Source organism: Lichenihabitans sp. PAMC28606 (genome assembly GCF_020616535.1).
Lineage (GTDB): Bacteria > Pseudomonadota > Alphaproteobacteria > Rhizobiales > Beijerinckiaceae > Lichenihabitans > Lichenihabitans psoromatis.
This window is the reverse complement of sequence record NZ_CP085136.1, coordinates 644,778-669,517: the sequence shown is the minus strand read 5'-3', so window position 1 is coordinate 669,517 and position 24,740 is coordinate 644,778. Positions and strand designations below refer to the sequence as shown.

General features: G+C 62.7%; 25 protein-coding genes and 1 pseudogene. 17 read left to right on the top strand and 9 right to left on the bottom strand.

The annotated features are described in order from the left end of the window. Positions 1–46 precede the first annotated feature (46 nt). The 3 genes and pseudogenes from modA to modC all read left to right on the top strand — a co-directional run. Positions 47–826, top strand: a complete 780-nt coding sequence (gene modA / locus LGH83_RS03165; protein ID WP_413771139.1) for a molybdate ABC transporter substrate-binding protein — start codon at positions 47–49, stop codon at positions 824–826. Beyond that, positions 823–1,524, top strand: a complete 702-nt coding sequence (gene modB / locus LGH83_RS03160) for a molybdate ABC transporter permease subunit (protein ID WP_227401716.1) — start codon at positions 823–825, stop codon at positions 1,522–1,524. Before modA ends, modB begins: the two co-directional genes overlap by 4 nt. Then, positions 1,521–2,168 (top strand): annotated as a pseudogene (gene modC, locus LGH83_RS03155) (molybdenum ABC transporter ATP-binding protein); the annotation flags it as partial. The gene modB and the pseudogene modC, both read left to right, overlap by 4 nt. Positions 2,169–2,172: 4 nt before the next feature. Here the strand turns inward: modC and tsaA are convergent. Together tsaA and LGH83_RS03145 are read right to left on the bottom strand one after the other, a co-directional pair. Then, a complete protein-coding gene (tsaA, locus tag LGH83_RS03150; protein ID WP_227400570.1) occupies positions 2,173–2,631 on the bottom strand; it encodes a tRNA (N6-threonylcarbamoyladenosine(37)-N6)-methyltransferase TrmO in 459 nt (152 codons plus the stop codon). Beyond that, positions 2,628–4,514 (bottom strand): AsmA-like C-terminal region-containing protein, encoded by a 1,887-nt coding sequence (locus LGH83_RS03145; RefSeq protein WP_227400569.1) that lies wholly within the window; start codon positions 4,512–4,514, stop codon positions 2,628–2,630. The genes tsaA and LGH83_RS03145 overlap by 4 nt, the downstream gene beginning before the upstream one ends. A gap of 393 nt (positions 4,515–4,907) precedes the next feature. Here LGH83_RS03145 and LGH83_RS03140 point away from each other — a divergent pair, with 393 nt between their 5' ends. From LGH83_RS03140 to LGH83_RS03110, 7 genes are all read left to right on the top strand, one after another. Further along, entirely contained in the window at positions 4,908–6,134 is a 1,227-nt protein-coding gene (locus LGH83_RS03140) for a L,D-transpeptidase family protein (protein WP_227401715.1), read from the top strand. 168 nt (positions 6,135–6,302) lie between these two features. After that, the gene (gene glyA, locus LGH83_RS03135) at positions 6,303–7,613 is read left to right on the top strand and encodes a serine hydroxymethyltransferase (RefSeq protein WP_227401714.1); all 1,311 of its coding nucleotides are present in this window, start codon (positions 6,303–6,305) and stop codon (positions 7,611–7,613) included. Positions 7,614–7,666: 53 nt separating this feature from the next. After that, positions 7,667–8,761 (top strand): bifunctional diaminohydroxyphosphoribosylaminopyrimidine deaminase/5-amino-6-(5-phosphoribosylamino)uracil reductase RibD, encoded by a 1,095-nt coding sequence (ribD, locus tag LGH83_RS03130; RefSeq protein ID WP_227400568.1) that lies wholly within the window; start codon positions 7,667–7,669, stop codon positions 8,759–8,761. After that, positions 8,746–9,357, top strand: a complete 612-nt coding sequence (locus LGH83_RS03125; RefSeq protein WP_227400567.1) for a riboflavin synthase — start codon at positions 8,746–8,748, stop codon at positions 9,355–9,357. Before ribD ends, LGH83_RS03125 begins: the two co-directional genes overlap by 16 nt. Before the next feature lie 96 nt (positions 9,358–9,453). After that, positions 9,454–9,945: a 6,7-dimethyl-8-ribityllumazine synthase gene (gene ribH / locus LGH83_RS03120; RefSeq protein WP_227401713.1), complete on the top strand. Its 492-nt coding sequence runs from the start codon at positions 9,454–9,456 to the stop codon at positions 9,943–9,945. Positions 9,946–10,004: 59 nt separating this feature from the next. Beyond that, on the top strand, positions 10,005–10,421 hold the full coding sequence (nusB, locus tag LGH83_RS03115) for a transcription antitermination factor NusB (protein WP_264479167.1): 417 nt from the start codon (positions 10,005–10,007) through the stop codon (positions 10,419–10,421). Between the two features lie 75 nt (positions 10,422–10,496). After that, on the top strand, positions 10,497–11,510 hold the full coding sequence (locus LGH83_RS03110) for an aldose epimerase family protein (RefSeq protein ID WP_227400565.1): 1,014 nt from the start codon (positions 10,497–10,499) through the stop codon (positions 11,508–11,510). A 73-nt stretch (positions 11,511–11,583) separates the two neighbouring features. On the opposite strand, the gene rplI is transcribed toward LGH83_RS03110, so the two are convergent. The 4 genes from rplI to rpsF form a co-directional block, all read right to left on the bottom strand. Further along, positions 11,584–12,153, bottom strand: a complete 570-nt coding sequence (gene rplI, locus LGH83_RS03105; protein ID WP_131117167.1) for a 50S ribosomal protein L9 — start codon at positions 12,151–12,153, stop codon at positions 11,584–11,586. Next, positions 12,144–13,145 (bottom strand): YybS family protein, encoded by a 1,002-nt coding sequence (locus tag LGH83_RS03100; RefSeq protein ID WP_227400564.1) that lies wholly within the window; start codon positions 13,143–13,145, stop codon positions 12,144–12,146. Before LGH83_RS03100 ends, rplI begins: the two co-directional genes overlap by 10 nt. Before the next feature lie 131 nt (positions 13,146–13,276). Next, a complete protein-coding gene (gene rpsR, locus LGH83_RS03095) occupies positions 13,277–13,513 on the bottom strand; it encodes a 30S ribosomal protein S18 (protein ID WP_131117161.1) in 237 nt (78 codons plus the stop codon). Then, positions 13,513–13,986, bottom strand: coding sequence for a 30S ribosomal protein S6 (gene rpsF, locus LGH83_RS03090; protein WP_131117158.1), 474 nt, complete (start codon positions 13,984–13,986; stop codon positions 13,513–13,515). The genes rpsR and rpsF overlap by 1 nt, the downstream gene beginning before the upstream one ends. 325 nt (positions 13,987–14,311) lie before the next feature. Between rpsF and fabD the strand changes: the two genes are divergently transcribed. The 7 genes from fabD to gmk all read left to right on the top strand — a co-directional run bounded on the left by fabD (position 14,312) and on the right by gmk (position 21,710). Next, positions 14,312–15,271: an ACP S-malonyltransferase gene (fabD, locus tag LGH83_RS03085; protein ID WP_227400563.1), complete on the top strand. Its 960-nt coding sequence runs from the start codon at positions 14,312–14,314 to the stop codon at positions 15,269–15,271. Next, on the top strand, positions 15,271–16,008 hold the full coding sequence (gene fabG / locus LGH83_RS03080) for a 3-oxoacyl-[acyl-carrier-protein] reductase (protein WP_227400562.1): 738 nt from the start codon (positions 15,271–15,273) through the stop codon (positions 16,006–16,008). Before fabD ends, fabG begins: the two co-directional genes overlap by 1 nt. Before the next feature lie 378 nt (positions 16,009–16,386). Beyond that, positions 16,387–16,626, top strand: coding sequence for an acyl carrier protein (locus LGH83_RS03075; RefSeq protein ID WP_131117149.1), 240 nt, complete (start codon positions 16,387–16,389; stop codon positions 16,624–16,626). A gap of 142 nt (positions 16,627–16,768) precedes the next feature. After that, positions 16,769–18,034 (top strand): beta-ketoacyl-ACP synthase II, encoded by a 1,266-nt coding sequence (gene fabF / locus LGH83_RS03070; protein ID WP_227401712.1) that lies wholly within the window; start codon positions 16,769–16,771, stop codon positions 18,032–18,034. A gap of 381 nt (positions 18,035–18,415) precedes the next feature. Next, positions 18,416–20,113, top strand: coding sequence for an endolytic transglycosylase MltG (gene mltG / locus LGH83_RS03065; RefSeq protein WP_227400561.1), 1,698 nt, complete (start codon positions 18,416–18,418; stop codon positions 20,111–20,113). 56 nt (positions 20,114–20,169) lie between these two features. Continuing rightward, a complete protein-coding gene (locus tag LGH83_RS03060; protein WP_227400560.1) occupies positions 20,170–21,045 on the top strand; it encodes a YicC/YloC family endoribonuclease in 876 nt (291 codons plus the stop codon). 8 nt (positions 21,046–21,053) lie between these two features. After that, on the top strand, positions 21,054–21,710 hold the full coding sequence (gene gmk, locus LGH83_RS03055; protein WP_227400559.1) for a guanylate kinase: 657 nt from the start codon (positions 21,054–21,056) through the stop codon (positions 21,708–21,710). Between the two features lie 4 nt (positions 21,711–21,714). On the opposite strand, the gene rsmA is transcribed toward gmk, so the two are convergent. The 3 genes from rsmA to LGH83_RS03040 are packed head-to-tail and all read right to left on the bottom strand — an operon-like array spanning position 21,715 to position 24,589. Next, the gene (rsmA, locus tag LGH83_RS03050) at positions 21,715–22,623 is read right to left on the bottom strand and encodes a 16S rRNA (adenine(1518)-N(6)/adenine(1519)-N(6))-dimethyltransferase RsmA (RefSeq protein WP_227400558.1); all 909 of its coding nucleotides are present in this window, start codon (positions 22,621–22,623) and stop codon (positions 21,715–21,717) included. Further along, positions 22,620–23,660 carry a 4-hydroxythreonine-4-phosphate dehydrogenase PdxA gene (gene pdxA / locus LGH83_RS03045; protein ID WP_227400557.1) on the bottom strand — a complete coding sequence of 347 codons (1,041 nt, stop codon included), beginning with the start codon at positions 23,658–23,660 and terminating at the stop codon, positions 22,620–22,622. Before pdxA ends, rsmA begins: the two co-directional genes overlap by 4 nt. Positions 23,661–23,665: 5 nt before the next feature. Beyond that, positions 23,666–24,589 (bottom strand): SurA N-terminal domain-containing protein, encoded by a 924-nt coding sequence (locus LGH83_RS03040; protein ID WP_227400556.1) that lies wholly within the window; start codon positions 24,587–24,589, stop codon positions 23,666–23,668. Between the last annotated feature and the right edge of the window lie 151 nt (positions 24,590–24,740).

Here is a 24,740-nt window from a genome sequence, read left to right as displayed (position 1 = left end):
CCTATATCCGTTCATATATAGCGCTCCGTCGAGAGGGCCTCTTGTGTTGAAACCGCTCCGCCGCTTGCGCCTCGTGGTTTTGGTGTCGTCCCTGCTTGTGGCGCCACTGACGGCGTCGTTCGCGGCCGCGCCCGACGTCACCGTTTTCGCGGCCGCCAGCATGAAGAATGCGCTCGACGACGTCGATTCGGCCTTCCAGAAGGCGAACGGCCTCACGGTTTCGGCGTCCTATGCTGCATCATCCGTGCTGGCGCGACAGATCGAGCAAGGCGCCCCGGCCGATGTCTTCATATCGGCGGATCTCGACTGGATGGACGATCTCGCCAAACACGACCTGATCCAGAAGGATACCCGCAGCACTCTGCTCGGCAATAGTCTCGTGCTGATCACTCAGGCCGACAAGGCCCTGACGCTGGACATCAAGCCGGGCATGGACCTAGCCGGTGCGCTCAGCGGGGGGCGCCTCGCCCTTCCGCTGGTTGATTCGGTTCCGGCCGGAAAATACGGCAAAGCCGCGCTGACGAAACTCGGCATCTGGTCGAGCGTCGAGACCTCGATCGCTCAAGCTGAGAGCGTGCGGGCCGCGCTGGCCTTCGTGTCGCGGGGCGAGGCGCCTCTCGGCATCGTCTATTCGACTGACGCAGCTGCCGATCCGAAGGTCCGCATCGTCGGGACCTTTCCCGAGGACACCCATCCGCCGATCGTTTATCCGATCGCGCTGACGGTGTCGGCCAAGGGGCCGAACGCGACCCGCTATCTCGCTTTCCTCAAGACGCCCGAGGCCGCCGCCCTGTTCAAAGCTCAAGGCTTCAGGGTGCTTCCATAAATCCACTCGGACTGTCCGAGGCGGATTGGACCGCCATTGCGCTGAGCCTGAAAGTCGCGGCCACCGCGACCGTCGTGAGCCTGCCATTCGGCATCATGGTCGCGTTTTGGCTCTCGCGGTCACAAGTGTGGGGAACCTGGATCGTCAGCGGCCTGGTGGCCTTGCCGCTCGTGCTGCCCCCCGTTGTGACCGGATACCTGCTGCTGCTGAGCTTCGGCCGACGTGGCGCAGCCGGTATGTTTCTCGAGCAATGCTGTGGCCTCGTCTTCTCGTTCCGCTGGACCGGTGCGGCGCTAGCCTCCGCCGTCATGGGATTCCCGCTCATGGTGCGGGCTATTCGGATGTCCTTCGACACGATCGATCGCGGCTTGGAGGAGGCGTCGTCGACACTCGGCGCCTCACCGGCCTGGGTCTTCGTGACCGTCACGCTGCCGCTGGCTTTGCCCGGCATCGTGGCTGGCGCCATTCTGGCCTTCGCCAAGTCGCTGGGCGAATTTGGTGCCACGATCACGTTCGTGTCCAACATCCCCGGTGAAACCCAAACGATCGCATCCTCGATCTATACGGACATCCAGGTGCCGGGCGGCGACGCACCGGCCATGCGGCTGACCCTTGTGGCGATCGTGATCGCCATGGCGGCATTGGCGGCGTCGGAGTGGCTCTCGCGCGTCGTCATGCGGCGCACGGTACCGCGATGATTGCGATCGACATTCGACATCGACGCGGCGATTTCGATCTCGATGTGCGGCTCTCCAGCGAAGCGCGCGTCCTCGGCCTCGTCGGCCCGTCTGGCTCGGGTAAAACGACCCTGATCAACATCATGGCCGGCATCATTCGCCCGACCGAGGGGCATGTGAGCGTCGATGGTCGGGTTTTCGTCGATCGGGCCGCCGGTATCTTCGTTCCGCCGCATCGCCGTAAGATCGGCTACGTGTTTCAGGATGGGCGATTGTTTCCGCACCTCACGGTCGCGCAAAACCTCGGCTATGGGCGCTGGTTCAACCGTGCCTCGCAGCGCAACGACACCGGAGGCATCGTTGACCTTCTCGGCATTGGGCATCTGCTCAGCCGCCGAGCCGTGGGTCTGTCGGGGGGAGAGCGGCAGAGGATCGCAATCGGACGAGCCTTGATGGCCGGGCCGGATCTTCTGCTGATGGATGAACCGCTGGCCTCGCTGGATGAGGCGCGGCGCGGCGAAATCCTGCCGTTTATCGAAACCATCCGCGACGAGTGGCGGGTTCCGATCGTCTATGTCAGTCACAACATGGATGAGGTCAGGCGGCTGACGGACGATCACGTCACCCTGAAGGCGGGCCGTGTTCTCGGGCGCCACGATTCAGAGGGTTCTACCAGCGCGGGCAATGGTCCGGCTTGATGTCGACGATCGGCGTGCCATCGACACAGTCGAGCCCGCGCACCAATAATGTCGAGCCCTCGCGACCGATCAGCCGAACAATCGAGGAGGCGATCGGGTTGGGCCGCATCGGTGAGCGAAGCGCGAAGGTCCCATGCAGCCGCTGGCTCGACCGCGGGCTTTGGCGGGTGAGATCCCGACGGGCCAAGTGCATCCAATAGAGAATCTGAAGCGCCGCAAAGGCGTCGACGCCATCGAGCGCGTCGATCCACGGCGGGCTGATCTCGAGCCGGCACACGGGGCCATCCGGATCGCCGCGTTTCGGACAGGCGGCGCGATTAGCCCAGGGCGTTCGGATGATACCAATGAAGTAGATCGACGCGGCGAAATTCTGAGGAAGGGCGACGAGCGTCTCGCCCGGGCGGTGTTCGGCTTCATCAGGTGCGCTCATTGGCTGGCATCCGGCACGGGTGCAGGCGTGCCCCTGACGTCGACCGGAACGGATTGAAGACGCAACATGCGCCACGGGCCGGCGATCCGCAGGCCCATCGCTCGTCCGGCCTCACTCCGGCTGTCATCACCGTTCGGCGTGACCCAGGTCCGGAGATCGGCGGATCGATCAGCGAGCGATAGATGGCCGTCGAACATGGCTCGAAGATCCGGGCGCGTCATCCACCCCTCGTCGAGCGTCATGATACCCTTGGCCACCGACAACCCAAGCATCACCGAGTCGAAGGGGATGGGTGCATCCGTTCGCAGCTCCGGCGTATCGTCCGAGGGCGAGACGGCCGTCTTCAAGGCGGAGGCCACCAGTGGCGCCCCGATTTCGCCGTCGCGGACATTCACCTGTCCGCGACCCGCGAGTGATCGAATCAGCGAGTCGGGCGATGTGCCACGGCCCTCAATCGTCATATGGCCGCTGGATGTGCCGGTGATCTGGATCGGCGGGTCAAAGGCTCGACCCAAGGCCGCGAGATCCAGCTGCGAAATGGTCGCGTCGGCCCGCACCACGGTCGCATCGCCATCGACGGTCGCGACGAGCCGGCCTTTGAACAAACCGTCGTAGGCGCGCGCCTCGCCGAGGGAGACTTCCATGCGTCCATCGCGACTTTGCAGCGAGAGACCGCCATCCTCGAATTCGATGCTGCCGAAGCTTGCCGACGATGCGGAGATCCGAAGGTCGATGTCATCATAGGCCACCGAACGCGTCGTGAAAGGATCGGTGTTCCAAGCTTGGTCCCAGCGTCCGAGGGGCGGCAGGGTGTTGACGAAAGGGTCGAGCCTCATCCGATCGGTCGCGAGCGTTCCCGCAATGCCGGGGTGGCCGGTTTCATTGTGGAACGACAGCGCTCCATCGAACAGCATATCGTCCAGCCCGAGTTCCATGCTCGACATCGAGACCACATGGTCGGCCAGCGTGATGTCACCGTTGAGACGCGCGGACGCGATCTGCTCGAGTTGCGGCAGCGGGGTTCCAATCGAGCGTAGAAAGCCCGGCAGCATCGTCGTCGAGGCGGCGATCTTCCCCGTCGCGCTTGGCGAGCCGGTCCCGTTCAGCGTGCCGGAGAGTGTCACGTCGATCGCGGTCGACTTCAAATGGCCGTAACCCTCCGAGCTGCCCCCTTCGATCAGGGTGATCGGTTTGTCGAGCAGCATCGCGATGTCGGTTGGCTCGCCATGCCAGTGACCTCGACCGTTGAGACTGACGCCGCTGTCGTTGGCCGGCCACTCGAACGTGCCATCGAGGTCGGTCACGAGCATGTCTTTCTCGGGATCATTCGACCGCAACCGAATGATGCCGGACCGGATCGTCAGACCGTCTGTATGGAGAAAACCGAGCCGGTCGCGGTTCGCCTTGCGCTCGGCCGGGTCGCCTGCGGCTTGGACCATGGCGGTCAGAGGCGGAAGCACGCGATCGACATCCACCGCCATGGTCAGGCCCGCCAGCGTCGTCTTGGCGACCCTGAGACGGCCGGTCAAGAGCGCCGGGAGGCTCAGGCTGCCCGTGATCGCATCGGCGTTCAGCGATATCGCGTCGTCTAACCCATGCATGTCGATGTCGCGAATCCGCACGGTGGGGCGGGGCAGGAGCACCAGCGTCATTGGGCCGGTGGCGCGAACATTCAGGCCACTTGATGTCGCGATGAACCGAACTGCGCGAGCGTAGAGCTTATGATCCGTGATGGGCCACCGCACCAAAAACCCAGCCGCGATTGTCGCGAGTGCCAGCAGAACCGCCCCGACGATGCTGGCCCGGATCACCATTCCGGACCCGAGGGCCGCCCGCCGAGGCTCACGATGCGTTCCATGCCGATCCAGCGTTGTGTCATTCATCGAGAGTTGAAAGCAATCGAGCAGCCCCTTCGCTTGTTGCGCTTTTACATCATGTCGGACGTTTCGTCCGCACGGCATTTCGAGTTGGACCGTAATCCTCACCTCCGCATTGAGGTTTTTGAAAGAACAAAGACTTAGGGACTCACGCGGCGCCACAAATTGGACGAAGTATTTCGGCCTTGTCGCACCGAACGAAACCGGATCGATGACGCAGCGGAATCAGTCTGTCGGCAGTGGTCGTCAATCAAATTGATCAGACGCAACGGCCTGCCATCAAGGTGCCGGTGCGTTGCAAGAACCTTGGACTGGAGCGATTACGTGGTGCGACAATCGGAACGTCAATCACAGGGTGCAGCGCATTACCTTGGCGCCGCCTTGACAGCGGCCCTGTTGATGATCGGACCGGCGGCCCATGCCGACGATGTCGCGCTCGGATCGCAAGCCGAATGGGCACAGAAGTACGATTCCGATCCGAAGCTCGAAATCCAGCGCTCGACGACCCCGGTCCTGTCGCCACAGACGGTTGCGGCAACCGAGCAGGCGATCCAGACCTACCAAGGCATCGTTTCCAAGGGCGGTTGGGGCAATGTCGCGGGCGGCGCGAGCTTGCGGGTAGGATCCAAGAGCCAGGCGGTCGTCGCGCTTCGCCGACGTTTAATGGCTTCGGGTGATCTCGATGCGGCAGCCGGCATGTCACCTGTCTACGATGCTTATGTCGAAGCCGGCGTGAAGCGGTTTCAGGCGCGCCACGGGATCGGCGAATCGGGTGCGGTGTCGTCGGAGACGGTTGCGGCCCTCAACGTGCCGGCCGAAACGCGGCTTCGTCAGCTCGAAACCAACCTCGTGCGGCTGCGCTCCTTCTCGGGCAACCTCGGCCCGCGGTTCGTGATGGCGAATATTCCGGCCGCGATGGTCGAGACGGTCGAGAACGGCGTCGTGTTCAGCCACCACATTGCCGGCGTCGGCAAGATCGATCGCCAGTCCCCGGTTATGCAGACCAAGGCGACGGACATTAATTTCAACCCATTCTGGACGGTGCCGGCCTCGATCATCCGCAAGGATTTGATCCCCAAGATGCAGGCCGATGCCAATTACCTGACCGACAACCACATCCGAATTTTCAACAAGGAAAACCAGGAGGTTCCATCCTCGTCGATCAACTGGAACTCCTTGGATGCCGTCAATTATAAATTCCGTGAGGATCCGGGCGAGAATAACTCGCTCGGTGTGGTGCGCATCAACATCGCCAATCCGTATGGCGTCTACATGCACGACACCTCGACCAAGGGTGTCTTCGGTGACGATTTCCGCTTCGTCTCGTCAGGCTGCATTCGCCTGCAGAACGTGCGTGACTATGTGGCATGGCTCCTGAAGGACACGCCCGGCTGGGATCGCGATCATATCGATGCGGCGATCCGCACGGGTGATCGGATCGACGTCAAGCTGGCGTCGCCAGTTGCGGTCTATTGGGTCTACATCACCGCTTGGGCCACGCCCGACGGGGTGGTGCAGTTCCGGCCCGACATCTACCAGCGCGATGGATTTGGCACTGTGACGGCCTCCAACGTGACGTCCGACGAGCAGAACGCATCGGTCGAACCGGCTATTCAACAGGAATAACCTGCGCCATTTCTTGCTGTGACACCGACACGCCCCGGCCGATCTTCACTGGATCGCCGGGGCGTGTTAGTTCGTGACAACGCGCGAGCGAACGCTGGTGGCGTGCAGCAGTCATCAGTGACCAAATCCGCAGCCCCCGTAACGAGTAGACGACCTATGACCGATGTGATGACGCCGACCGCCGCCTCCCGCCGTGGTGGAGCACGTGGTTCGAACACATTCTTCGGCGCCGGTCTTGCTGCGGTCGATCCGGAGATCGCTCGTGCGATCGACCTCGAACTCGGCCGTCAACGCGACGAGATCGAGTTGATCGCCTCGGAAAATATCGTATCGCGCGCCGTGCTCGAGGCTCAGGGCTCGGTCATGACCAACAAATATGCCGAGGGCTATCCGGGCCGTCGCTATTATGGTGGTTGCCAATTCGTCGACATTGCCGAGCAACTCGCGATCGATCGCGCCAAAGAATTGTTCGGCTGCGGTTTCGCCAATGTCCAACCAAACTCCGGCAGTCAGGCCAATCAGGCCGTTTTTCTTGCGCTCTTACAGCCCGGTGACACGTTCATGGGGCTTGATCTCGCGGCTGGTGGCCACCTGACGCACGGATCGCCCGTCAATATGTCGGGCCGCTGGTTCAAGCCCGAGTCCTATACGGTCGATCGCGAGACGCAGCTCGTCGATATGGATGAGGTCGAACGCCAAGCCAAAGCCGTTCGGCCGAAGCTGATCATCGCGGGTGGATCGGCTTATTCGCGTTTCTGGGATTTCGCCCGCTTCCGCGCGATCGCCGACGAGGTCGGGGCGATGTTCCTGGTCGACATGGCGCATTTCGCTGGGCTCGTGGCCGGTGGCGTGCATCCCTCGCCGTTCCCGCATGCCCATGTCGTGACATCGACGACCCACAAGACCTTGCGTGGTCCGCGTGGCGGCCTGATTCTCACCAATGACGCCGACCTCGCCAAGAGGATGAATTCGGCGATCTTCCCCGGTTTGCAGGGCGGCCCACTGATGCATGTCATTGCCGGTAAGGCTGTGGCATTCGGCGAAGCGCTGACGCCGGAGTTTAAGATCTACGCTCAGCAGGTTGTCGACAATGCTAAGGCCTTGGCCGATAGCGTTGTTGCGGGGGGGCTTGCGGTGGTGTCCGGCCAGACCGACAATCATCTGATGCTGGTTGACCTCCGGCCGAAGCGACTGACCGGCAAGGCCGCGGAGGCAGCCCTTGGTCGCGCCCATATCACGGTGAATAAGAACGGCATTCCGTTCGACCCTGAAAAGCCGATGATCACCTCTGGGATCCGTATCGGTACGCCTGCCGCCACATCGCGCGGGTTCGGAACGGCGGAATTCACGATCGTCGGGTCGCTGATCGGCGAGACGCTGGATGGTCTGGCCGCCCATGGCGAAGACGGAAACGCGGCCGTCGAAGCCAATGTGCGCCAGCAGGTCGAAGCCCTGACGCGGCGCTTTCCAATCTACTGAGCGTGGCGTTCTCCGCGAGAAGCGACGAGGCGTCTCCAGACGACGCGCGCTTCATGCATGCAGCCTTGACGTTCGGCCGGCGCGGCCTTGGTCGTACGGCACCCAATCCGTCGGTCGGCGCTTTGCTGGTCAAGGATGGGGTGATCATCAGCCGAGGCGTTACGGCTGCTGGGGGTCGGCCTCATGCTGAAACACAGGCGCTCGACGCGGCCGGCGAGCGTGCCCGAGGCGCGACCCTCTATGTCACGCTCGAGCCGTGCAGCCACTACGGGCATACCAAACCCTGCGCTGACGCAATCGTGACGGCTGGGGTTGCGCGTGTCGTCATCGCATGCGGCGACCCAGACCCACGTGTCGCCGGGCGTGGGATCGAGCGTCTGCGGACCGCCGGCATTGCCGTCGTAACGGGCATTCTCGCGGATCAAGCGCGGCGGGACCACGCCGGCCATATTCGTCGCGTGGTCGATCGCCGGCCGTTCATCACGTTCAAAATAGCCGAGACAGCCGATGGCTTTGCGGCGTCGCCCTCCGATGACCCGCGGTTGCTCATCACGGGCACGATGGCTAACGCTTGGGTACAGGGACAGCGCGCCTTGCATGATGCCGTTCTGGTCGGGGCAGGGACGGCGCGTGCCGACGACCCGCGTCTCGACGTGCGTCTTCCCGGCATGGAAGCCAATCAGCCCGTTCGTGTGGTGTTCGATCCCGCCGCCTCCACCCCGCTCACAGGACGTCTCGTGATGAGTGCCGCACGCTCGCCCGTGGTCGTCGTGGCCGGCCCTCACGCGGCATCGGCCCGCGTTGAGGCGCTGCGGGCCGCCGGCGTTCATGTCGTGTCATCGCTGCTCGACCAGGATGGACGGCTCGATCTTGCGGCGGCGCTGCGGCATCTTGCGGGTGGTCTTACACGGGTGTTCTGCGAGGGTGGTCCGCGCCTTGGTGCCGCGCTTCTAGCCGCAGGCTATGCCGATGAGGTCGCGGTGCTGACCGGTCCGGTCGCGTTTGGCCGGGCGGGGCTAGCGGCCCTCGACCCCGCTGTGCGAACGATCCTCAATGACCGGGAGCGTTATCGCCTTGTCGAGGACAGGATGCTCGGCCCTGACCGGCTGCGCCGCTTTGAGAAAGTAGAACGATGTTCACAGGCCTGATCTCCGACATCGGCACCATCATCGACATGACCGCGTCGAACGACACCACCCGCCTCCGGATCGCATGTGCCTATCCGGCCGATGGCATCGCGCTCGGCGCGTCGATTGCTTGTTCGGGACCATGCCTGACAGCGGTTCATATCGCGACCGAGCAGGGTCGCACGATCTTCGATGTCGAGGCCGCCAAGGAAACGCTCGAGCGAACCACGCTCGCGGACTGGCGCATCGGGCGCCGCATCAACCTCGAGCGATCCTTGAAAATCGGCGATGAACTCGGCGGCCATCTCGTCTCCGGTCATGTGGACGGGATCGCGACCGTTCTGGCGCGCACCGAATATGGCACCACGTCGCGGTTCGATATCGAGGCACCGTGGCCGCTGGCGCGGTTCATTGCCGAAAAAGGCTCGGTCTCGCTCGACGGCACGTCGCTGACGGTCAATTCGGTCGAGCAGAACCGCTTCTCGGTCCTTTTGATCCCGCATTCCTTGGCGGTCACAACCTGGAACGAGGTCGTGGCCGGGTCTCGCCTCAACCTGGAAATCGATCAGATGGCGCGTTATGCGGCGCGCCTGGCTGATCCTGAAGCGCGATCCTGAGACCGCCGATGGCGCACGCGCCTTGCACCAGCCGGATGCGCGCTCTATGAGCGAGGCTTGCGAAATCCCGCTGTGTCGACCCGACCCGAGACCCTGATGGCAGAACCAAGCCGTATCCTCCCCGACACGGTCGAAACCGTGGCTCCGGCCCATATCCTCATCGCCGAGGCGCGGTTCTACGATGCGATCGGGAGGGCCTTGTTGGCGGGAGCTGTCGCGGCCGTGACGGCGGCCGGCGCGACCTATGACGTGATTTCGCTTCCGGGCGCTCTCGAGATCCCGATCGCGGTGGCGATCTGCGTCGATGCCGCTTATGGCAACGAACGCGCCTATGATGCGGTCGTCGTTCTCGGCTGCGTGATCCGTGGCGAGACCTATCATTTCGAGATCGTCTCGAACGAGAGCAGTCGTGGCATCATGGCGGTCGCGCTGACCCGTCGGTTGCCGCTCGGCAACGGCATTCTGACCGTCGAAAACGAGGAACAAGCGATGGAGCGGGCTGATCCGGCGCGTGGCGATAAGGGCGGCGATGCCGCCCGGGCGGCTCTGGCGCTGCTGCGATTGCAGCGCAAGGTCGAGGCCAAGTAGTGGCGCGCGGAGAGCAACGCGCCGCCGCCCGGCTCGCGGCCGTGCAGGCCCTGTATCAGATGGAAGTAGCCCGGAAGGGTCTCAACGAGATCTTCGCCGAATTCGAGTCGCATTGGATAGGGCAGGAGGTCGAAGGCGATCAGTATCGCCCGGCCGAGATCGCTTTCTTCCGCAATATCCTGCAAGGCGTTCTCGATCACCAGACCGCGATCGATACGATGACGGACGAGGCTTTGCAGGCTGGTTGGCCGCTGCGGCGCGTCGAAGCGGTTCTTCGAGCCATCCTGCGTTGCGGAACCTATGAGCTCATGCGGCGCGGTGACGTGCCGGCGCGCGTCGTCATCACCGAATATGCCGATCTGGCGGCTGCTTTCTTCGATCGGGAAGAGGTGGGTTTGGTGAACGGCGTGCTGGATGGACTGGCCCACACGCTCCGATCCGACGAATTCGAGCCGCGCCGACAGACACCCGCCTGAACGATAGCGAGCGACCGGACGATCCAACGTCCGTGCTCGGCGTTCTCAGACGTATAGGCGACATGGGAGAAAGCGATGAGTGACGCGCAGATGAAGACGTTTGGGGTCGTGGACGGTCTCGAGGTTCAGGAGATCATCCTCAGAGCCGATAGCGGCGCTTCGGTTTCGGTGCTGTCGTGGGGTGCCGTCATCCGCGACATGATCGTGCCGTCGCGGTCGGGCCTGCAACGCGTGGTGCTCGGGCTCAATTCCATCGACGACTATGTGGCCCATTCACCTTATTTCGGCGCGGTCCCGGGTCGCTTTGCCAATCGGATCGCGGGCGGTTTCACGCTGGACGGGAAGCGCCACGATCTCGCCTGTAACGAGAAAGGCATCACATGCCTGCATGGCGGACCGAAGGGCTTCGGCGTCCGCGTCTGGACCGTCAAGGCCCATACGACCCATTCGGTGACGTTGACGCTCCGGTCCGATGATGGCGATCAGGGCTTCCCCGGCACGCTTGACGCGACCTGCACCTACACGCTGATCGAGCCCGCCACGCTTCGGGTCGAGCTCACGGCCACAAGCGACGCCGCGACCGTCGTCAACCTCACCAATCATTCCTATTTCAATCTGGATGGGTCGACCGACATTCTCGATCATGACGTGACGATCTTCGCCGATCGCATGACTCCGGTGGACGCCAATAGCATCCCCACAGGCGAGATTGCACCCGTAGAGGGGACGCCATTCGACTTCCGTGAAGCGCGCCCGGTGCGGCACGAAGCAATGCAGGTCTATGACATCAACTACGTCCTCCGCGGCGGACGGTTCGGCGGCGCTCTCGATCATGCGGCGACCGTTCATTCATCCAAGAGCGATGTGACGCTGCAGGTCCACACCGATCAGCCTGGCGTGCAATTCTACAATGCCGCGTTCCTCAATTGCCCGGTCCCCGGTTTGGATGGTGCAACATACGACCAGTTCGGCGCTCTGTGTCTCGAGACGCAATTCTTTCCCGACTCACCGAACCAACCGACATTCCCCTCGACCATTCTTCGTCCTGGCGAGGTTTACAGCCATCGGACCGAATTCCGCTTCTCCTGAACTGACATAAAAAAGCCGCGCGGTAGACACCGCGCGGCTTGATCTGTGAGGGCTTGCCCGAAGGCGCCGAAGCTTAGCGGTCGCCGAGGCTTCCGTCGCTCTCAGCCAAGGCTGCGCCGATTTCGAGCCCGAGATCGTCGAGAGACATTTCCTCGCGGACGTTGATCTCTTCGCCCTTGAGCTGACGCTCGGCTTCTTCCGGCGACCGCGCGACGTTGATCGTCACCTTGGCTTCGACCTCCGGGTGCAACTGAACTGGCAGGATATGCAGGCCGATCGTCTTGATCGGGGTGGCGAGAACGACCTGATTGCGGGTCGCCGAGAAACCGCCTTCCGTGATGGCCTCTGCGATATCGCGCGTCGACACCGATCCGTACAGCTGTCCGGTTTCGCCGGCCTGACGGATCATCGTGAAGGTCTGACCGTCGAGCTGTTCGGCAATGGCCGAGGCTTCGGTCTTGAGCTCGAGGTTGCGGGTCTCGAGCTGAACGCGCTGCGTTTCGAAGCGCTTGGCATTGCCTTCCGTGGCGCGCAAAGCCTTGCCGCGCGGCAAAAGAAAATTGCGGGCAAAGCCGTCCTTGACGCGGACGCGCTCGCCCATCTGGCCGAGCTTAGCAACGCGTTCGAGCAAAATTACTTCCATGGTGTACCTCCTGTTGGATTGGAATGAGACGTCGGTGTGCGGCGAAACCTGAGGGAAAACAGGCAGTCCACGAGTCCGATGAGCGTGAGGGCGATGAGCGGCCACGGCATGATCATGGCGGTGACCACATAGATAGCCGCCAGAATGGCGCGCCGGGCCGTGAAGCCGCGCGTCAGCACATGGGCGGTGGCCAAACCTTGCAACGCAAAAGCCGTCGCGAAGGACGCCGCGACAGTCGCGGCCCCAATGCCGATCAACCCATCGGCAAACAGCGGCAACACGCCGAGAAGAACGAGGGCTGGGGCCCAGCGGGGCAGCATCAATCCATCCGGCACAGACGGCCACGGACGGATCAAGCGATGGGAGATCTCACTGATGCGACCAGCGAGCCAGAGGTTGAGCATCAACATGATGAAAGACGAGGCCGCCATCGCCAGCGGTAGGATGCGGACCACGAGCCCAGCAAACTCCGAAGGATTGATGCCGGTCGACTTGACCGGCAGCCCGAGGATCGCTTCCAGGCGCCCGGACATCACGTCGAAAGCTTTGTCGTAGCCGCCGAACCGGATCACGATCGCGGTGCCCATCATCAGCACGGCGAAGCTCGCGAGCGCTGCGCCCCAGGTGACGAGCCGACCAAGCGGATACCACAAGAGCGGAGGCGAAGCCGCCTGGGATTGTCCCGTGACGGCGACCCGTTCGGGCGCGGGACGCGCCAGCAGCACCAGATAAGAAAGCCACCAGCCAGGAAACGCAAAGGCGATGGCGAAAAATGCGCCGAGTACAGGGCCAAGCGCCAGTGTTACGGCGCCGGTACCGATCAAGGCACCGGCAAGTCCGGATAGATGTCCGAAGCCGACCGCTGCGATCATAATCGGAAGGGCGGTGAAATACGCCATGAGGGTCGCGACGGCCGTACCCTTCGCGGAAACCACGAACAGCAGGGCTGCTGCGAGACCGGCGCTAACCGCCACACCTGAGGTTTTCATCATGGTCGAGCTGTCCCGCCTCGAAACGAGGGGTTAGGAGGCCGTGAACACCCTTGTTCCGGCCCCCAGCCAAGCGCCCGAGTTTCGCTCTCGACGCGCCGACGTAAAGGGCGAGTAAACCCGCCCGAAGCTTCTTAACGGATCATGTAAGGCAGGATGCCCAAGAAACGCGCCCGCTTGATGGCAGTCGCGAGTTCGCGCTGCTTTTTGGCCGAGACAGCGGTGATGCGGGACGGCACGATTTTGCCACGCTCGGACACGTAGCGCGACAGGAGGCGTGTGTCCTTATAATCGATCTTCGGCGCGTTCGGGCCGGAGAACGGGCAGGTCTTACGACGACGGAAGAACGGGCGACGCGGAGCGGTAGCCATTATGCTTCTCCTCCACCTTGGAAGCCTGAACCCTGGAAGCCACCTTCCTGAGGACGCGGGCCGCGCGGAGCACGGTCGCTCCGATCGAAGCGGCCGCCGCCACTGCCGCGACGCTCGCCGCGGTCACCACGATCGTCACGATCGCTGTCTTCGCGCTTGCGCAGCATGGCCGATTGGCCTTCCTCGTGCTCATCGACGCGGATCGTCAGGATCCGGAGCACATCTTCGTTGATGCGCATCTGGCGTTCCATCTCGACCAGAGCGGCCGAAGGGGCATCGATGTTCATCAGCGTGAAATGCGCCTTGCGGTTCTTCTTGATCCGGTAGGCGAGGGATTTGACGCCCCAATATTCCACCTTGGCGATCTTGCCGCCATTGGCCTCGATGATGCCTTTGAGTTGCTCGGTCAGCGTTTCCACCTGTTGGGCGGTTACGTCCTGACGAGCCATATAAACGTGCTCGTAAAGAGCCATTATGACTTGCCTTTCTGGTTCACGCTTGCATCCGGCGCGGAGCCCTTCGAGCCTCGGTAAGGCTCGAGCGGTTTCATTCGAAGGCGGGAACACGGGAAGACGGGCGGGTGCCCTACATCGTCAAGAAACGACGATGCCCTCCGTTCAGCCCCCGGCCAGGATGCTGCGGAGGGCGCACCATACAGACATTCAAGCCACGCGCAACCCTTGGCGTCGCGAGGGACCGCTCCAAAGCGGGAGCCGTCCCTTCGCTTGACAGGCGAGAGGCTGCAGTGGCACTCCGCACATCTTGATTGATAAAGCGTTGAACGATTTGCCGAGGCCGATGACAACAGCGTTTATGTTTCCAGGGCAGGGGTCGCAAAGCGTCGGAATGGGCAAGGCCCTGGCTGATCGCTTCCCCGAAGCGCGAGCCGTGTTTGACGAGGTCGATGCCGCGCTCGGCCAAAGGCTGTCGGCGACCATTTTCGAGGGACCCGAGGCGGATCTGACCGCGACCGCCAATGCTCAGCCGGCTTTGATGGCCATGAGCCTCGCGGTCGTCCGCGTGTTGCAGGCCCATGCCGGTTTGCACCTCGCAACCCAGGCTGCCTTCGTGGCCGGTCATTCGCTTGGGGAATATTCCGCTCTTGCGGCGGCAGGCGCTCTCTCCATCTTCGACGCCGCGCGTCTGCTCCGTCTGCGGGGTGAAGCCATGCAGGCTGCGGTTCCGGCCGGGGTGGGTGCCATGGCGGCGTTGCTGGGGACCGATGCCGAACAAGCCGGCGCCGTCGCGGCCGACGCCGCGCAGGGCGACGTCTGCGATGTCGCTAATGATAACGGTGGCGGACAGGTCGTCCTATCGGGTCACGCGGCCGCGATCGACCGCGCGATCGCTTTGGCCAAGCAGCGGGGCGTCAAGCGAGCCGTGCTGCTCAACGTCTCCGCTCCCTTTCATTGCGGTCTCATGCGGTCTGCCGCCGATAAAATGCAGGATGCGCTTGCGACGGTGTCGATGCATCCGCCTGTCGTTCCGCTCGTCGCCAACCGGGACGGCAAGCCCGTATCCGACGTCAATTCCATCCGGCAATCCTTGGTGGCACAGATTTGCGGGACCGTTCGCTGGCGTGACGTCGTGCTGACGATGGCCGAGACGGGTGTCGATGATGTTGTCGAACTCGGTTCGGGCGCCGTTCTATGTGGTCTCGTCAAGCGCATCACGCCAGGACTGCGGACGATATCGGTCGGAACGCCGGCCGATATCGAGGCCTTTGCGGCGGCTCGCAATTCGATCCAGGAGCATTGATGTTCGATCTTACGGGGAAGACCGCGCTCGTCACGGGTGCAACGGGCGGCCTCGGTCAGGCGATCGCGACCGCACTCCACCAGCAGGGCGCGACCGTCGTTCTATCGGGAACGCGTGTCGAGGCGCTTGAGACGCTTGCCTCAACCCTGGGCGAGAGAAGCTTCCCGGTGCAATGCGATCTGTCGGATCCCGAACAGGTCAAGACCCTTGTGGCGCGGGCCGAAGAGGCGGCAGGCCCTCTCGATATCCTGGTCAACAATGCCGGCGTGACGCGCGATACGCTGGCGCTGCGGATGAAGGATGATGACTGGAATGTCGTGCTCATGGTCAATCTGACCGCAGGGTTCATGTTGGCTCGCGCGGCGCTGAAAAGTATGACGCGCCGACGCTATGGCCGGATTATTGGGATCACCTCCGTGGTCGGGGTGATGGGCAATCCAGGCCAGAGCAATTATGCCGCCTCAAAGGCCGGGATGATCGGCATGTCGAAGTCCTTGGCCGGCGAAGTCGCCACGCGGAACGTGACGGTGAACTGCGTCGCCCCAGGTTTCATCGAGAGCCCGATGACGGACGTGCTGAACGACAAGCAAAAGGAATCAATACTTGCTTCCGTCCCGGCTCGACGTCTAGGCAACGGATCGGACGTTGCTTCCGCAGTTGTCTATCTCGCAAGCCAAGAAGCCGGCTATGTGACGGGGCAAACTCTCCACGTCAATGGCGGAATGGCAATGATTTGAGAGCCTTATTGGTCTCGGTCGAGCCCATGAGGAACCGCTGGCGGGTCTCTCGCAATCGTCTATAAAGTATGTTACGACCCAGCGCCGCTGACGGATTATCAGTGGAAAAACACTGGGTTTCGTCGGATGATTTGGGTGCGAAGCGAAAAGTCGAGTGACGGTTCGAGGTCTTCGTGTTTCAAGTCGAGGTTCCCGCGACGCAGCTGTTGGTTCGGTCTTCAGGGCGAACCTTCGGTCACGAGGAACGTGGGAGAGCTTTCGTTTCTCGTGGCTGTCCGGTCTGACGATGGTCGGTCGAACGGTCCACGAGGGGGCAGCGGTCATGCATCACTATGGTGATTGTGACCAACCAAAATGAATATGAACGAGGATACAAAAATGAGCGATGTCGCCGAGCGCGTAAAGAAGATCGTGGTTGAACATCTCGGCGTCGAGCCGGAAAAGGTTGTCGATAACGCTAATTTCATTGACGATCTTGGCGCAGATTCGCTCGACACGGTCGAACTCGTGATGGCCTTCGAAGAAGAGTTCGGTGTTGAAATCCCGGACGATGCAGCCGAGACGATTGTCACGGTCGGCGATGCCGTCCGGTTCTTGGAAAAGAACAAAAAGGCTTAAGCCAGCACATCCTGCCGTGCAGGGTGCAGAGCCGGTGATGCGGTTCAAGCCGGTCGCAGAACCGGCGTCCTGATGAAGCGAAGCGCGGAAAGATCCTCTTGCTCCGAAAGCTTCGGAGCTTGAGGGTGATGAGGTGGATTCATTGAGGCGCGTTGTAGTTACCGGGGTCGGTATGGTGACGCCGCTCGGCGGCGATGTCGACACATCCTGGCGCGCTCTCCTCGAGGGCAAGAACGGCGCCAAGCTGATTGATCGGTTCGATGTGTCCGATCTGCCGTGCAAGATTGGATGCGAAGTGCCGCGGGGCGACGGCACCGACGGGAGCTTCGATCCCGCTCGTTGGATGGAGCCAAAAGAGCAGCGCAAGGTCGATGATTTCATCGTCTTTGCGATGGGCGCCGCGGGGCAGGCCTTATCCGACGCTGACTGGCTTCCGACCCGCTACGAGGATCAGATCGAGACCGGGGTTATGATCGGATCCGGTATCGGAGGCCTCGGCGGTATTAACGACGGTGCGCTTCTGCTCGACGAAAAAGGGCCGCGCCGGATCTCACCCTTTTTCATTCCCGGACGCCTTATCAATCTCGCCGGCGGGTATGTCTCGATCCGCTATGGCCTCAAGGGACCGAACCATGCCGTCGTCACGGCTTGTTCCACAGGCGCACATGCGATCGGCGATGCGGCTCGCATCATTCAATTTGGCGACGCGGAAGTCATGGTGGCGGGCGGCACGGAATCGGCCGTCAACCGACTGTCATTCGCTGGCTTCGCGGCCTGTCGCGCCCTGACGACCGGCTTCAACGATCGGCCGCAAGCCGCCTCCCGCCCGTATGATCGGGATCGCGACGGTTTCATCATGGGTGAAGGCGCCGGCTGCGTCGTTCTCGAAAGCTTCGAGCATGCCAAGGCCCGTGGCGCCAAGATCTATGGCGAGGTGGTCGGCTACGGCATGTCGGGGGACGCGCATCATATTACGGCACCAGCCGAGGATGGTGACGGCGCCTTTCGGTGCATGTCGGCGGCCTTGAAGCGAGCGGGCCTCTCGGCCAGCGACATCGACTATATCAACGCTCACGGGACTTCGACGCCGTTGGGCGACGAGATCGAACTCCGCGCTGTCGAGCGCGTCCTCGGCGATGCGGCGTCCTCGGTTGCCATGTCGTCGACGAAATCCGCCATAGGCCATCTTTTGGGCGCCGCAGGAGCCGTCGAGGCGATCTTTTCCCTGCTGGCGATCCGCGATCAGATCGTCCCGCCGACACTCAACCTCGATCACCCGTCGGTCGAGACGCAGATCGACCTGGTGGCCCACACGGCCAAAGCCCGTCCGATCACGCATGTGCTGTCGAATTCATTCGGCTTCGGCGGCACCAATGCGTCACTCATCTTCAAACGCGTCGAACACTGATACGTCGTCGACGCTGTACCGCCATGGCTCTCTGAACCACCGTCACGCGACAAGTCTGCAACATGACAATAGCGTTTCGTGACCTCTCAATGGTTTGTCGCTGCGTCGCCACATTTTCAGTGCTGTTATTGCAGGGTTTCGGGGCGGATCGGCGCATCTCCGTCGGAGGCCGTGATGCCGTCGTTCACCTTGCGGTAGGCGCCGCGACGCAAAAGCCTTAGGGTCGCGCCCTACATATTCACATCCGCAACTCACGGTTTGATGATGGTCGACACTCCGAAAGATCCAACATCGTCAACGCAGGGTCCGGCCGAGAGACGATCGAGCTTCGGGGGGCGCCGTTCGCTTCGAAGCCCGCGCGAAGCCTTGCAGCCTGATGACGTGCCTCAGCCGCCGCAGCCCCCGCAAAGCAAGCGTCGTCGGCCCATCGTCGGCATCGCGAGCGGGCTCCTGTCTTTCATCGGCATCGCGGCCATTGCACTGGCGGTCGCTTGGTCGCTTGGCGAACAGCGCATCAACACGCCCGGACCTCTGCCGGCCGATAAAGCCGTGACGATCGCGCCCGGAACGGATGTGTCCGGCATCGTCGATCAATTAGCCGATGAGGGCGTCGTCGACAGCCGACCTTTGATGACGGCGGCGCTTTGGATCGAGGGCAATCGCGGCAAGGTCAAGGCCGGCGAATATATGTTCAAGCAGGCGGCCAGCTTGCGTGACGTGATCGATACGCTCGTTTCGGGTAAGCAGATTCTGCATTCCATCACGATCCCCGAGGGGCTTACGAGCGAGCAGGTCGTCGATCGACTGCGCGATGACGACGTCCTGGCGGGAGACATCAAGGAGGTGCCCAAGGAAGGTACCTTGATGCCCGACACGTTCAAATTCGCGCGGGGCACGACGCGCGATCAGGTGATCCGCAACATGCAGGCCGAGCAAAAAAAGATTTTGGCGGATGTTTGGGCACGCCGCTCACCTGATACGCCGATCCGCTCCCCCTACGAACTCGTCACACTCGCGTCGATTGTCGAGAAGGAAACGGGTCGCGCCGACGAGCGACCGCGTGTCGCCGGTGTTTTCGTCAACCGGCTGGTCCGCAACATGCCTCTGCAATCGGATCCGACAATCGTTTACGGACTTGTCGGCGGCAAAGGCACGCTCGGGCGTGGTATTCTCAAGAGCGAGCTCGAACAGAAAACGCCGTATAACACCTATGCGATCACGGGCCTGCCCCCTGGCCCGATCGCTAATCCGGGTAAGGCCGCGCTCGAGGCTGTCGCGAGCCCGTCCCGGACCAAGGAGCTGTATTTCGTTGCCGACGGAACTGGTGGGCATGCTTTCGCCGACAATCTCGATCAGCACCGCGCGAACGTGTTGCGTTGGAGGCAGATCGAGAAGGATGCGAAGGACAAGGTGTCGCCCGATGCCGATAAGGTCACGGCGCCTGTCCCGGCCGGCGTGGTTGCGCCGCGGAGCAATCAGCGGAGCGACAACAATGGCGGTGAGACCGTCTATGGCGAGCTTCCAAGCGGCACATTGGCGACGGCGCTGTCGCCGCAGCCCTCGCGTCTTGCTGCTTTTCCGTTCAAGGGTTTCGACGCCGCGCCGTCGACACCGCTGTCGACAAAGCCGGCAACCGCAAATGCCTATGCGCCAAACGGTAATTTTGACGAACTCGATATTGAGGTTGCTGGGGTGCGGTCCAAAGCCGGTGTCGGCGATGCGGATCTCGATGGGGGCGGCTACGTCGCCGATCCGGCGCAGTCCGCAACCGGCTCGATGGCCACATTCCCGGTTTCGGCGCAGCAATTGGCCGACCAGAAGGCTCGCGCTCGCGCTTACGGGCTTCAGACGTCGAACGATCGACAACCACCGCCCGGTTCCGTGTCGCTCGATAACCCGACCGACAACGCACCACCGATATCAAACCGGCGCTTCGGGAAAGGCTCCATCATCGACGCCTCCGAAGGGACCGCCTTCGATCCTTTGCGCGACAAGAGCTATGACCTGAGCTCGGCCAAGATCGTCCCGACCATCCGAGCGCTGCCGCCCGTCGTTCCCCTCGCGACCTCCGTCAATTGACCTCGCTCGAGGCAAGCCGGTTGGGCGAGCGTTCGACATCGACGACACTCGCCAGCATGACGGGTTTCGCTCGCGCCTCGTCGACGATCGCCGCCGGCAGCCTGGCTTGGGAACTGAAGACCGTAAACGCCAAGGGGCTCGACATCAGGGTCCGGCTGCCGAACGGGTTCGACGGACTGGAACCTGAATGTCGCGCGCGGATCGCGGACGTGATCGGGCGCGGGACGTGCCACGCAGTGCTGCTGTTGCAACGGCCGCCGCAACTACCTGTGGTCCGGATCGACGAAGCGATTTTGCGCGGGTTGATCGCCGCGATCGACGCCGCTACGCCACCGGACGCCGGGGTAGGGCGGGTCACGATGGATGGTCTGCTCGGCATCCGGGGTGTCGTCGACCTCACAGAGCCGACCGAGGACCCATCCGTTCGCGCGACGATCGACCGTGCGGCGCTCGATGTGTTGACGATCACGCTCGGCCAGTTGCAAGCCGCGCGGGTCGCCGAGGGCTCTGGTCTTCGGAGTGTTCTGCTGGCGCAACTGAGCGACATTGCAGCCTTGACTACGGCAGCCGAGAATGCGCCCGGTCGCGGCGTCGAGGCGGTCTTCGACCGACTGATCGAAGCCGTGAGAGGGTTGATCGATGCGGTCCCGGCGCTCGATCCAAACCGCCTGCATCAGGAAGCCGTGATCCTTGCGGCGCGGGCCGACATCCGCGAGGAGCTCGATCGGCTTCGCATTCACCACCGCGCCGCCTTGGACCTGATCACCGACGGCGGCATCGTCGGTCGAAAGCTTGATTTTCTGGCGCAAGAACTTGGCCGCGAGGCCAACACGCTCTGTGCCAAGTCAAACGATGCGACTCTGACCGGGATCGGGCTGGACCTTCGCCATCGGATCGAGCAATTTCGCGAACAAGTCCAAAATCTGGAATAGAGAACCTCATGCCGCTCGGTCAGCACCATCCAGCCCTTCTCAAGCGTCGTGGCTTGATGCTGATCCTCTCATCACCGTCAGGAGCCGGCAAGACGACCCTCACCCGCATGCTATTGCAAAAGAAGGAATCGGATCTCACGCTGTCGGTTTCGGTGACGACGCGGGCTCGGCGGTCGAGCGAAGCTGATGGGATCCACTACCATTTCGTCACGCACGAGCGGTTTCAAGCCTTGCGCGATCACGACGATCTTCTGGAATCGGCAGAGGTCCACGGCAACTTCTATGGAACACCCCGCAGCCCGGTCGAAGACGTGATCGCGGCTGGCCGGGATGTGCTGTTCGACATCGATTACCAGGGCACGCAGCAGGTTCGGAGCAAGGCCCCGGCCGATGTCGTCACGATCTTCATTCTGCCGCCCTCCATGCGGGAGTTGCGGGCCCGTCTCGAGCGGCGCGCCGAAGACCAGGCCGATGTCATCGAGCAACGCCTGACCAATGCGCGAAACGAGATCGCGCGCTGGACAGCCTATGATTACGTGCTGATCAACGACGACCTGCAGAAGACCTTCACGGACGTGCTGGATATTTTGACGGCCGAGCGACTGAAGCGCGTGAGGGTCGAGACCGGCGTTTCCAATTTCATTGCGACGCTGCTGCGCGAATAGCGGATCAACGTCGGCGCGACATCTCACCGTAGACATGCGCGAGAGCGACAAAGCCTGCGATGTCGATTTCCTCGGCGCGGGTCGATCCATCGAGGCCAGTCTGCTCTAGCATGAGCGGCACATCGATCGGGCCGCCATGCAGCGACAACGATTTCAACGACTGCCGAAGCATCTTCCGACGCTGTCCGAAGGCGGCCAGCGTGACGGCCGCCAGATCAGACCCCGAACATGGCAAGGGCACATCGCGCGGCCGTAACTCGACGACAGACGACATGATTTTTGGCGGCGGCGTAAAGGCTTGGGGTGGCACGTCGAATAGCATGCGAGCCTCGGTCCGCCAGCCGCAGAGAACGCCGAGCCGACCATATTCGGCGCGATCCTCCACGCCCGCGACGATCCGTTCGCCGACCTCACGTTGAAACATGAGCACAAGCCGATCGAACCACGGCGGCCAGGGTTCGGCTTCAAGCCAGCGCGTCAGCAGGGCTGTACCGATATTATAGGGCAGATTGGCCACGACCCTCAATCGGCCACCGGGCACCCCGCGCGCCAGGACGGCCGGGTCGAGCGTCAGCGCATCGCCCTCGATAATGGTCAGGCGGCCGGGGTAGTGAGTTTCGATCTCGGCTAGCGCCGGAAGGCAGCGCTTATCGCGCTCAACCGCGATCACATGAGACGCGCCGGCCAGCAACAAGGCGCGGGTCAGCCCACCTGGCCCCGGGCCGACTTCAAACACGGTCTGCCCCTCGAGCGGGCCGGCGGCGCGCGCGATCTTGCCGGTCAGGTTGAGGTCGAAGAGAAAATTCTGACCAAGCGTTTTTTTGGCATCGAGCCCGTGCGTTTTGACGACCTCCCGCAAGGGAGGGAGGCCATCGGCCGTCTCACGCTCGACATCGTCCGGCAGCAGGGTCAAACGAGGGAGCCAGGCGACAAGCCGGCTCGTTCCTGCACGGCCAGCCGACCCGCGAGTGCCAGGGCCGCAACGAGGCTGGTGTCGCGTGCTATCCCACGACCAGCGATGTCGAAGGCCGTGCCATGGTCCGGCGACGTGCGGATGAACGGCAGACCAAGCGTCACGTTGACGGCCTCGTCGAACGCCAGTGTCTTGATCGGGATCAAAGCCTGATCGTGATACATCGCGAGGGCAACGTCATAGCCGGGGCGCGCCGCGGACGTGAAGAGCGTATCGGCCGGAAACGGTCCCGTGATGTCGATGCCGCTCGCACGGAGGGCCTCGAGGGCCGGAATGATCATGTCGATCTCATCACGGCCCATGCTGCCCCCTTCACCCGCGTGAGGGTTGAGCCCGGCACAAGCCAGCCGCGGCTTTCCGATGCCGAAGCGTATCCGACACTCGTGATCGACGATCCGAGCGGTCGCTTCGATCAACGAGCCGGAGAGCTCGGCCTGCACCTCCGCAAGGGCGATGTGGATCGTGACAGGCACGACCGCCAGCAGGTCCGACCAGATCATCATGACGGCCAGCGGACGCGGCACATTCCAGAACCGTGCTGCGAGCTCGCCGAGAAATTCAGTATGGCCGGGATGGGCGAAACCCGCAGCATAGAGCACGCTTTTGGCGATCGGATTGGTCACCACCGCTGCGGCGAGGCCGGAGCGGACATGCTGAACCGCCGTCTCGATCGCCTCGATTGTTCCAGCCGCATCCTCGACGCACGGCTGGCCCGGCGAACCGCTGACGCGCCTGCTCAAAGGGACGACCGGCAGGCGTGAGCTGAACAAACCTGCCGCATCAGCCGGGGTCGTCTCGACGATCTCGACATCGAGCCCGAGCAACTCTGCACGCTTTGCCAGAAGGGCAGGATCTGCGACGACATAGAACGGCACCGTCTCACCAGTGCGACGCATCCAGGCCGACAAGGTCAGGTCGGGCCCGATGCCCGACGGATCGCCCTGTGTCATAGCGATCGGCAGTGGCGATGCTGACATGATCGTCAATGCTTTTCGACGACGGCGGTCTTTCGCAAATCCTGGTACATGCGATCGGCAATCTTCGACAAGCGTTCGGTGATCAGATCCGCCTGTATGTTATCGCGCACGGTCGTCCGATCCGCCTCGTCGTCACGGCCACAGACCGCGATCATCTCGATGCCCGAGGCCGACCGCTCCGGTGCTGTCAGCCTGCCCTTTGGCGTCTGATCCAGCGTCTCCCGGGTCTTGGCCGAGAGCGCACTTGCGTTGCGTGTCACGGCCGGCTTGATCCCGACGTCGGGGAGCGAGCGGGCCAGCGGCAAGCCGCTCGCACAATCCTGAAAGCGCGACCGCAACGCCTGGGCTTCCCGCATGCGTCCTTCAAGGACGCCAGCGCTCGCGCCGCTCGGTACAACGAAGACCACCTGCTGCAACGTGTAATCGGCCGCTTCTTTGCCGGCAGACGTGCTCTTGGCCAAAGCCGCAGTGATCTCTTCCTCGCTGACGTTCAGCGCCTTGTTGCGATTGCGGACGTAGTTATTCCAGGCCGCGACGGCGCGAAGATGCTGGCGGATGATATCCGTATTGCCCTTGGCGGCCTGCAGCGCGTTGGCCAGCGCTTGCGGCTGCATTTTCGCCGCGGACGCGACCCGGTTCAGCGTCTGGGTCAAATCGGAATCACTCGCGTCGATCCCGTATTTGTTGGCTTCGCGCAGCTTGATGCGGTCGGCGACGAGATCCTCCAAGGCATCCGCACGCGAAGCCGGCTTCTTGATGATGCGAAGAAATTTCATCTGCTCGTCGACATCGGACGTGGTGATCGGGTCGCCGTTGACGATGGCGGCGATCGCCTGAGCCGAGGCCGGCGCCGCCGACCCTATCCAACACCATCCCAAAGCCACAGCCGCAACCGCTAGAGTACCGATGGTGGGAACCGAACGCGACATGAGCATGGGTGTCCTATGAGCAGAAAAGTACATCAGCCAAGCGCCGCAACGCGTTGACCGAAGCCGGTCGCTCGCAGCGACCGACACCGAAGCACACAACCAAGCAGCACATAGGCACGCTGTCGACCACGCCCCGTGTGTCGCGAGATCG